This is a genomic window from Micromonospora sp. NPDC002575, from assembly GCF_042889525.1.
Classification (GTDB): domain Bacteria; phylum Actinomycetota; class Actinomycetes; order Mycobacteriales; family Micromonosporaceae; genus Micromonospora; species Micromonospora carbonacea.
In genome coordinates, this window is the sequence record NZ_JBIARA010000049.1 from 1 (window position 1) to 3,561 (window position 3,561).

General features: G+C 71.1%; 5 protein-coding genes. All 5 read right to left on the reverse strand.

Translation table 11 applies throughout. The features are described 5' to 3' along the window. The coding region (locus ACFYWL_RS30840) for an HK97 family phage prohead protease (RefSeq protein WP_386980234.1) at positions 1-223 on the reverse strand (223 nt) is incomplete at its 3' end. Positions 224-236: 13 nt separating this feature from the next. Next, on the reverse strand, positions 237-1,586 hold the full coding sequence (locus tag ACFYWL_RS30845; RefSeq protein WP_386980237.1) for a phage portal protein: 1,350 nt from the start codon (positions 1,584-1,586) through the stop codon (positions 237-239). Beyond that, the gene (locus tag ACFYWL_RS30850; protein ID WP_386980240.1) at positions 1,555-1,770 is read right to left on the reverse strand and encodes a hypothetical protein; all 216 of its coding nucleotides are present in this window, start codon (positions 1,768-1,770) and stop codon (positions 1,555-1,557) included. The genes ACFYWL_RS30845 and ACFYWL_RS30850 overlap by 32 nt, the downstream gene beginning before the upstream one ends. Continuing rightward, entirely contained in the window at positions 1,764-3,185 is a 1,422-nt protein-coding gene (locus ACFYWL_RS30855; protein WP_386980243.1) for a hypothetical protein, read from the reverse strand. Before ACFYWL_RS30855 ends, ACFYWL_RS30850 begins: the two co-directional genes overlap by 7 nt. Positions 3,186-3,237: 52 nt before the next feature. Continuing rightward, a complete protein-coding gene (locus ACFYWL_RS30860; RefSeq protein ID WP_386980246.1) occupies positions 3,238-3,516 on the reverse strand; it encodes a hypothetical protein in 279 nt (92 codons plus the stop codon). Between the last annotated feature and the right edge of the window lie 45 nt (positions 3,517-3,561).

The following is a 3,561-nucleotide window of genomic DNA, read 5'->3' on the forward strand; positions in this document are numbered from 1 at the left end:
CACGGGAGACGACGTAGTAGGAGTCGTGGTCGATCAGCATGCGCGCGTCGCCCTCGCTGATCGTTTTCGTGAAGGCGCCGACGGCGACCTCCTCGTAGAACCCCCACCTGAGCGGGTTGCCGATGGCCGTCCGCGAGTTGAACACCGCGGCGTAGCCGGCGAACCGCTCGGCGCCGCCGTCACCGCCGGCGCGGATGGCGAGGCCCGCCGTGGACAGCGGCACGCGGCGGCGCTCCTCAGTCGATGTCCTCGTCAGCATGATGGCCTTCCTCGGGCGCGGGGGCGGGTGTGAGCTGCCGCGGCTTGTCGGCCGGGGCCAGCAGCCGCTGGGCCTCGGCGAGCAGCGCGGCGGCGCGTACGGGCGCCGGGATCTCCTCCGGCGCGAACGGGTTGGTGCCGAGCGGCGCCATATAGGTCGGCTGCAGGTAGACGTCGCCCTCGGGCCCGATCGGGGGCAGGTCCTCCAGGCCGCGCACGTCGTTGGCGGAGAACCCGCCCACATCCCGCATCGCCCGGTAGAACGTGGCCCTCGCCGTCGAGTCGCCGCGCAGCAGGCCCTGCACGGCGTACTTGGCGTACAGGCTGGCAGGCAGCAGCTCCTTGTTGATGCGCTGCTCGGTCGGCGTGAGCCACGTCGGCGCCAGGTCGAACGTGATCCACCCCTGTGCCTGCTGTTCCAGACCCGTGCCCCACGACGTCGATTTCTCCGTCGACATGAGCAGGAACTGCGGCACGCCGAACATCCGGGCGACCTCGACGACCTGGAACTCACGCGACTCAAGGAACTGCGCATCCTTGTAGGGCATGGTGACGGGCTTGAACGCGGCGCCGGAGTCCAGGACCGCGATCTCCTGCGAGTTGGCCCAGCCTCCCATCTTGGCCCGCCACTGCTGCTTCAGCGCGTTCGCCTGGTCCGGCTTCAGGCGCTGCTCGGTCTGCAGAACGCCGGACATGATGTTGCCCTTGCCGAACTGGCGGGCCGCGGTCTTCTCGGCGGCCTGCGCCAGGCCGATGCCCTCGGCGGCCAGGCGCACCGGCGAGCAGCCGGTGACGCCGTCGTAGCCCAGGCCGGGGATGTGCAGGATCTCCCGGGACGTCAGCGCGTGCACCGTGCCCCAGTCGTCGGTGACCTCGAACACCTTCCCCGACGGCAGCAGCTCGTCCGGCCTGACCTTGCCGACCCTGACGCGGTCCGGCATCAGCGGGTGCAGTTCCACGACGACGCCCGCGCGGTTGCGGACCTTCTGCTGGTAGCCGTTACCCCACAGCACCCGGTGCGTGTACGCCAGCCGCCACAGCTCCAGCGGGGTCAGGTCCGGGTGCGGGTCGGCCAGCAGTGCCGACGTCGCACGGTTCTTGGTGCCCGCGGCGTAGGTGTGCAGCGGCAGCGCCGAGGACACACCCGCGATCAGCGCGACCGACCGCCACACGGCCGGCATGTGCAGCGAGGACCGTTCGGTGACCGACACCCCCGACTCGTTGAGGGCCGCGCCGAGGAACGCCGCCACCGCCTCCGACGTCAGCGGCTGCGCCGGGCTTTCCATGCCGCGCCGCTCATACAGGCCGAAGAGGCTCACCGTTCTCACCGCCCTTCCCAGGCTGCTGTACGGGCGCACGCTGGGCCATCTGCCGCTCGACGACCACCACGCCCAGCGCACCGCCCAGCATCAGCGCGGCGGGCACGTACACCAGCGCCACGCCCGCCAGGACGACCAGCACGAACGTGACCTCGAGTGCGAGCAGCACCTGCTGCTCAGTCGGCTTCACCACAGGTTCGGCGCCCCTTCCGGCTCCTCGACGTCCACGCCGAGCCCCCACTTCGCCAGCGTCACCGCCACCAGCGGACTGATGTCCACCGAGACGATCCGCCGCGCCCACGCCCACGCATCCCCCAGCGGCCGCCGCTGCGCTCCCGCCAGAGCCGCGGCGAGCGGCGCCTGGTCCAGGTGCGACAGCGTCTGCTCGGCGACCGCGTCGAAGAGCTGGCCGCACGCCACACCGACCTCACGCGTCTTCGGCTGAACCACCTCGACGCCGAGCCGCTCCTCGAGGCCGGCAATCAGCGACCCGGCCGGGCCGCCCGCGTCGATGACCCAGCACCGAGGGTTCCACCGCTCGTGCAGGTCGGCCGCCCGGTCGAGGATCCAGCCCGTACCGGGCCGGTGGTCGACGACTTCGACGTGCGTACCGCCGCGCCACTCGCCCGCCACGCCGATCGCGGCGTGCGACCTCTCCGGCGTCATGTCGATGGCGAACGCCACCAGGTCGCCGGGCACCGACTCGGCCGCCGCCAGGGCCCGCCAGGCGTCCTCCCCGATGACCTGCCACGTGTCCGCGCCGTCCGACGGGTAGTCGCCGACGCCGAGCCGCTCGCGGGCATACAGAGCGTCGCCCATCGTCAGCCTCCGGTGCATGGACTTCTCGACCTGGAGGCGGTAGCCCACCGCGGGGTTGGACTTCAGCAGCGACTCCACCGAGTCGACCGCGTCATGCTGCGTGCAGTCCTTCGGGCATTCGTCCAGGTGCGGGCTGATCGACCACTCCATGTACGCCAGCACCGGGTCGGGTTGGCCGCTCTCCACGGCCGCCAGGGCGCGACGGCGAAGGCGGCCCATCTGCTGCGAGGGGGCGCCGATGCCGGCGCTGCCCAGGTACCAGAGCTGACTGTTGTCGACGGCGTCCGTGGTGGGCGCCAGCGCGGACATCGCATCGTCGCCGAGGATCATGCACTCGTCGAAGATGACGCAGTCCGAGGTGAAGCCACGTCCTGAGCCGCGCGAGCGGGCGATGTACTTCAGCGACCGGCCCTTGCCCCAGACGTCGTCGTGCAGCTCGATGCCCTCACGCCCGACGGTCTTATGGAACGCCTTCACGCGTTTCAGCAGGTCAGGGCACCCACGGATGAGACGCTCGATGCGCTTCATCGTGTTCGTCGTGGTCTTGAACTCATGGGCGGACAGCAGGATCTCCTGCTCGCCACCGATGAACAGGCCCCACAGCACCCGGGCTTCGATCACCCCGCCCTTGCCGTTCTGGCGAGGCACGTTGACACAGATCTCGGTGGCCGCCCAACTGCCGTCGGCCCTCTCGCCCATGGCGACACGCAGCACGTGCTGCTGCCACGGGTCCAGGTGCAGCCCCGCCTTGGCCGCGAGGTCGATCGCCTCCTGGCCGGCGGTGGACACGGATGGAGGCGCGGCCTGGATCGGGGGCTGCTGCCAGCCGTAAACGCCGTCGTCAGCCGTGGGAGGCCTGCTCGCGGGCGGCGGCCCGCCGCTTCGCTCGCTGCTCAGCAATGTCATCGACGGCGTCCCCCTCCGACTGGACGGGCGCGAGCCTGCGCAGGTCGGCCATCACGGCGCGCAGCTCCCGGGCGACGACCGCGCGGGCTGTCGGGGCGTCGGCTTCGTCGACGGAGCGGGCGAGGCTGGTGGCGAGTTCGGCGAGGCCGGGCGAGACGGACTCGACTCCGAGCTGGTGGATGTCGGCGTTGATCGCGTCGGTGACCGCCCCCATGATCACCACCCCCGGCCACACAGCGTCACATCACTGTGAGTGACG